Annotated in this window: 6 protein-coding genes; all 6 read left to right on the plus strand. The window is 56.1% G+C overall.

The window, feature by feature from the left end; all coding sequences use genetic code 11:
• Positions 1–125 precede the first annotated feature (125 nt).
• Complete coding sequence (locus EXR70_24805; GenBank protein ID MSP41718.1) at positions 126–710, plus strand: hypothetical protein; 585 nt, start codon at positions 126–128, stop codon at positions 708–710.
• Positions 703–1,179 (plus strand): hypothetical protein, encoded by a 477-nt coding sequence (locus EXR70_24810; protein ID MSP41719.1) that lies wholly within the window; start codon positions 703–705, stop codon positions 1,177–1,179. The genes EXR70_24805 and EXR70_24810 overlap by 8 nt, the downstream gene beginning before the upstream one ends.
• 313 nt (positions 1,180–1,492) lie before the next feature.
• A complete protein-coding gene (locus EXR70_24815) occupies positions 1,493–2,494 on the plus strand; it encodes a hypothetical protein (protein ID MSP41720.1) in 1,002 nt (333 codons plus the stop codon).
• Positions 2,495–2,646: 152 nt separating this feature from the next.
• Positions 2,647–3,528, plus strand: coding sequence for an NAD(P)-dependent oxidoreductase (locus tag EXR70_24820; protein ID MSP41721.1), 882 nt, complete (start codon positions 2,647–2,649; stop codon positions 3,526–3,528).
• Positions 3,529–3,602: 74 nt separating this feature from the next.
• On the plus strand, positions 3,603–4,616 hold the full coding sequence (locus EXR70_24825; protein ID MSP41722.1) for a thiamine pyrophosphate-dependent dehydrogenase E1 component subunit alpha: 1,014 nt from the start codon (positions 3,603–3,605) through the stop codon (positions 4,614–4,616).
• Positions 4,617–4,647: 31 nt separating this feature from the next.
• Positions 4,648–5,771: ABC transporter substrate-binding protein (locus tag EXR70_24830; GenBank protein ID MSP41723.1), on the plus strand; the 1,124-nt coding region annotated here is incomplete at its 3' end.

Consider the following 5,771-nt stretch of genomic DNA (forward strand, 5'->3'; position numbering starts at 1 on the left):
CCGCTTGCTCTGCTTTTTCTTTCTCGCCCACGCCAAACTCGCAAACGTTGTCTGCTCCCCCACGCTCTTTCCTCCCGCCTCACCTTGTCGGTCTTTCTGCTCTTCGTTATTAGACGACTTGCTAGATGACTTGTTCAGAGATTCCTAAAGAAGGCGGCGAGCTGATCCCAACCGTCGCCTTCGGCGTGCCCGGTGGCGGCGCCATGGCGATCCTGCTCAGCGCTTTTCTGATCATGGGGCTGACACCCGGTCCGGACATGTTGACCAAACATCTAGCCATCACATTCTCGATGGTTTGGACTTTGGCAATCTCGAATATCATCGCCGTGCTCCTCTGTCTCACCGTTCTCAACCAAATCGCCAAGGTGACGAACATCCGCGGCAATCTGATCATCCCGTTTATTCTCTTGCTGGTTTTTATCGGCAGTTACACCGCCAACGGCCAGATCACCGACTTGATCGTTACGCTGATTTTCGGCGTGCTCAGTTACTTCATGGTGCTCTTCGGTTGGCCGCGCCCGCCGTTCGTGCTCGGCTTCGTCTTGGGCAAAGTCATGGAGACTTATTTTTTCATTTCCGTGGCACGCTACGGTTTCACCTGGCTCAGCCAACCGTTGACCGTCGGTTTTATTATCCTAATGCTTTTTGTGATCGCCTATCCCTATATCCAACAGCGGCGCCAGCGCGCCCAGAGTCAAGCTAATGGCTAAGGGCCGGATTACCTTTTGCGCATTTCTAATCGTCGTCGCCGCCGGCGCGATCTACCTGGCGCTCGATTGGCCGTTCAAAGCCAAACTGTTTCCGCTGTCGGTCAGCATTCCGCTGTTGCTCCTGGCCTCGATGCAACTGCTGCAATTGCTTTTCGGCGCGACTGAAACCAACGACAGCGCCGCGGTCGACATTGAATTCTCCAGCGACGTGCCGCCCGAGATCGAGCGCCGGCGCGTGACCACGGCGTTTGCCTGGATCGCCGGCTTCATTCTCTCGGTTTACCTGATCGGTTTTCCGCTCACCGTGCCGCTGTTTATTTGCTGCTATCTCCGTTTTGAAAGCGCCGTCGGTGCGCTGCCGACGATCGCGGCAACGGCGGTCACCTGGGTGATGTTTTATGCGCTGTTTCAGAAGCTCGTGCACTTACAATTCGAGCAAGGCGCGCTCCAAGCGTGGCTCGGCCTGTGAAATGGTTAGTGGCTTGACTCGCGCGGTTCGAATCACATAACCTTGCGTCTAAATTCGAAACACGAAATCCGAAACAAATTCAAATGACCAAAACTAAGTCTTTAATGTTCCAAACAAGGATTATTCGGATTCGAGGTTTTGGATTTTCCGGGTTTGGAATTTATTTTAACCCCGGTTTGTTTCGGTCCGCGGGGCCGCTTTCGTGCTTCGGATTTCGGATTTATTTCGCGAGCATGTTGTGCGCTAAATTTGTTAAACTCGTTCTGTTAAACAATTCATTGGTAAAAATCTAATCGTATTCTAGGAGGGTTGCATGAAGATCGCTCGGCAGTTAACCGCTTGCTCGCTGCTAACTTGGTTGACCTGCGTCGGCGCGCCGGCTTGGGGACAGGCGAACTTTTACGACGGCAAAGCCGTGACGATTCTGATCGGCGCCAAGAGCGGCAGTCTCGAGATCGGCGCGCTCATCGTTGCGCACCATTTGGGCAAATACCTTCCCGGCAAACCGCCGGTGATCTTGCAGCATATGCCCGGCGCCGCCCACCTGTTGGCGACTAATAATGTTTTCAACGTCGCCAAACCCGACGGCCTGACCATTCTCGCGGCGAATCCTAGCGTCGCCATCGCGCAACTATCGAAAGTCCCCCAGGTGCGCTTCGACGCGCGCAAGTTTCACTGGCTCGTCTCCTCCGGCGCCGACGGCGCCATGTTCGCGATCCGCCCGGACCTGCCCTACAAAACTTTCGATGAGTTAAAAAAAGCCGACCGCGAACTGGTCGCCGGCACCACCGGGCCAGGATCCAACGCCCATGACTTTCCCCTGCTGCTGAAAGAATTCGCCGGCGTCAAACTCAAACTGGTCGCCGGCTATCCGGCCAGCAGCGACGTGCTGTTGGCCATCGAACGCAGGGAAGTGGACTCCTGGTCGGCGTTGGCGACGACCATCAAACTCGCCGCCGACCGCGGCGCGGTGCGCACGCGGGTGGCGCTGCCGGGATATGAAAATTTACCGGTGGATGAAAATCTCGCCACCAGCCCGCTCGGCAAATCGCTGATGGCGATCAAAACGATTCCCCTCGCCATCGGCCGCGCTTTCGCCGTCCATCCGAATACACCAAAGGACCGCCTCGCCATCTTGCGCGACGCCTTCGCCAAAGCGATCAACGATCCCGAACTGATCGCCGAAGCTAAGCGCGCGAGGATAGATTTTTCTTACATCTCCGGCGAACAGGTGGCGAAAGATTTCAATGCACTGTTCAATCAAACGCCGGAGACGCTCAAGGAGATGGGGAAATATATCAAGGCGGAAAGTTAATACATCGGAATATCTCCCGCAAAGGCGCTAAGGCGCTAAGGTAAGAGAAAGAGAATGGGCTTGTTTATCGACGGTCATAGTTTTCTTCCGAACTTTGCGTCTTAGCGCCTTTGCGGGGAAAAAAATCTTTAAGGGTTTTGTTGGAGAACTCGATGGCTAATCTCGGTTTTGTCGGTCTGGGAGTAATGGGCAGCCGCATGGCGAAGCGTCTACTCGACGCCGGCCACAGCGTCACAGGTTACAACCGGACTAAGTCCAAGGCGCAGTGGCTGCTCGACGCCGGCATGAAGTGGGGCGACAGCCCGCGCGCGGCGGCGGGATCGTCTGACGTTGTCTTCTCCATGATCGCCAATAACAGTGCGTTGCGCGCAGTCACCGAGGGCAATGACGGAATTGTCGCCGGACTCGGCGCGGGAAAAATCTATGTCGAGATGAGCACGGTGAGTCCGGCGGCGATCCGCGAGCTGGCCAAACAAGTTGAAACCAAAGGCGCCGACATGCTCGATGCGCCGGTGTCCGGCAGTTCGATTACTTTGGATGAAGGCAAGCTCTCATTCATGGTCGGCGGCAAACGGGAAATTTTTGAAAGAGTCCTGCCGTATCTTCAAGCCATCGGCCCAAAGGCGACCTATGTCGGTGGTCATGGCTTAGCCGCGTCGATGAAAATCGCCACTAATTTGAGTCTAGCCGTGCAGATGTTGGCTTTCAGCGAAGGTTTACTGCTCGCCGAAAAAAGCGGCATCGCCCGCGAGACCGCCGTCGAAGTTTTGCTTAGCAGTGTCATGGCCTCGCCCATGGTGAAATACCGCGGCCCCTTCGTGCTCAAGATGCCGGATGAAGTGATCTTCGACGTCAACATGATGCAAAAAGATTTGTTGCTCGCCTTGGAAATGGGCCGCGAACTCAATATCCCGTTGCCGACGACGTCAATCACCAACGAATTTCTCACCGCCGCCCGCGGCATGGGGCTGGCGGAAAAAGATTTCGCCATCGTCTTTGAAGTGCTGGCAAGAATGGCGGGAGTAACAAAATAGTTTTTAGTTCTTAGTGTTGAGTTTTGAGTTCCGGAAACTAAACACTAAAAACTAACAACTAAAAACTTTTAACTATGCCGCGCACGACAAAACAACCAGCGAAGAAGTCAGCCAAAACACTATCCGCCGTAAAGGACGAGCGCTGGCTGCGCTTCTATCGCCAGATGCTGAAGATCCGGCTGTTCGAAGAAGAGGTCAATCAACTTTATCTCGGCGCCAAGATGCCGGGGCTGGCGCATCTTTACATCGGCGAAGAAGCGGTTGCCGTCGGCGTTTGTGAAGCGTTGCGCCTAGACGATTACATCACCAGCACACACCGCGGCCATGGCCATTGCATTGCGAAGGGCGCGGCGTTGGACAGAATGTTCGCCGAGTTGCTCGGCAAAGAAGCCGGCTACTGCCGCGGCAAGGGCGGCTCCATGCACATCGCCGACCAGGACACCGGCAATTTGGGAGCGAATGCCATCGTCGGCGGCAGCGCCGGCATCGCCACCGGCGCGGCGATGTCGATCAAGATGCGCAAGAGCGATCAGGTCGCAGTCTGTTTCTTCGGCGACGGTGCGCTCGGTCAAGGTTTGCTCTACGAAACCATGAACATGGCGTCGCTCTGGAAGCTGCCGGTGATCTACGTCTGCGAGAACAATCTGTACAACGAGTACACGCACTACAGTGAAACCACCGCCGGCGAAGTTACTGGCCGCGCTAAGGCCTTCGGCATTCACGTCGAATCGCTGGACGGCCAGGACGTGCGCGCGCTCCACGCCACGGCGCAAAAACTAGTCGAGCGCGCCCGCCGCGGCGACGGCCCGGCGTTTTTGGAGTGCAGAACCTACCGCTTCCACGGCCACCACATCGGCGACATCGACCGCGCCTACTACCGATCCAAAAAAGAAGAGGAAGAGTGGAAGACCCAGCGCGACCCGGTGAAGCTGCTCGCCGCCTGGCTTGAGAAGAATAAATTGGCGGACAGCAAGTTATTCCAGCGCATCGAAAACGAAGTCGCCACGGAAATCAAAGACGCCGTAAACTTCGCCCTCAATGCGCCGTATCCGGCCGCGGATGAAGTGGATCAGCATGTGTACGCGTGAGAAGTGAAGAGTGAACAGTTGTGGAGGAAAAATGAACAGAAGAACCGCCATCCGGCAATTGACAACTTTTTTTCTGACTACTGCTTCTCTCGCCGAGGCGCAGCAGCCGAAGAAAGTCCCGCGGATAGGTTATCTAGCGGCCGGCTTTGGTCGTGGCTCGCCCAACGCCGAAGCACTCCGGCTAGGTCTTAGGGGTTTGGGCTATGTCGAGGGACAAAACATCGCCATCGAATTCCGATCGGCGGAGGGAAATAATGATCGGCTTCCCGGCCTCGCGGAAGAACTGGTTCGGCTCAAGGTCGATATCATTTTCGCCGCCAGCGGCCCGCCAGCAGCCGCGGCCAAGAAAGCGACTAGCGCGATTCCGATTATCTTTGTTGGGACGGTCGACCCGGTCGCCAGTGGGTTGGTGGCCAGTCTCGCGCGGCCGGGAGGCAACGTCACCGGGTTCAGTATCGGCGCTCAGGGGTTGTACGGAAAACGGTTGGAGATTCTCAAGGAGACGGTTCCCAGGGTTTCCCGCGTGGGCCTTCTCTTGAATGCGGCCAGTCCATCCGGCGATGTGATATTAAAAGAGACGCGCGCCGTGGGACAAGAGCTGGGCGTGCAGATTCAATCCCTCGATGTGCGGAGTCTCAATGATATCGATAGCGCATTCGAGGCGGCGACCAAGGCACAAGTTGGCGCTCTAGTTGTCGCGCAGCAGGTTCCCATCAATACTAATCCAAAACGGATCGTAGAGCTTGCCGCCAAGCGCCGGCTGCCGGCAATTTACGCGGACACGGACTGGATTCAAGTTGGTGGTCTCATGTCTTACGGACCGAGCTATACTGACTTGCACCGCCGTTCCGCCGTCTACGTCGAAAAGATCCTCAAGGAGGGAAGGACACCCGCCGACCTGCCCGTGCAGCAGCCGATGAAGTACGAACTGATGATCAACCTCAAGACCGCCAAGACTCTCGGCTTGACGATTCCACCGATCGTTCTCATGCGGGCGGAGAGAGTGGTTAAGGAATCTCTGAACAAGTCATCTAGCAAGTCGTCTAATAACGAAGAGCAGAAAGACCGACAAGGTGAGGCGGGAGGAAAGAGCGTGGGGGAGCAGACAACGTTTGCGAGTTTGGCGTGGGCGAGAAAGAAAAAGCAGAGCAAGCG

The sequence above is a fragment of the Deltaproteobacteria bacterium genome (assembly GCA_009692615.1).
Taxonomy (GTDB): Bacteria; Desulfobacterota; Binatia; order UBA9968; family UBA9968; genus DP-20.

Bases quoted from the DNA above. Each gene is read 5' to 3' on its own strand.
- EXR70_24820 (MSP41721.1), top strand. From the start codon at position 2,647: ATGGCTAATCTCGGTTTTGTCGGTCTGGGAGTAATGGGCAGCCGCATG.
- EXR70_24805 (MSP41718.1), top strand. From the start codon at position 126: ATGACTTGTTCAGAGATTCCTAAAGAAGGCGGCGAGCTGATCCCAACC.
- EXR70_24815 (MSP41720.1), top strand. From the start codon at position 1,493: ATGAAGATCGCTCGGCAGTTAACCGCTTGCTCGCTGCTAACTTGGTTG.
- EXR70_24825 (MSP41722.1), top strand. From the start codon at position 3,603: ATGCCGCGCACGACAAAACAACCAGCGAAGAAGTCAGCCAAAACACTA.
- EXR70_24810 (MSP41719.1), top strand. From the start codon at position 703: ATGGCTAAGGGCCGGATTACCTTTTGCGCATTTCTAATCGTCGTCGCC.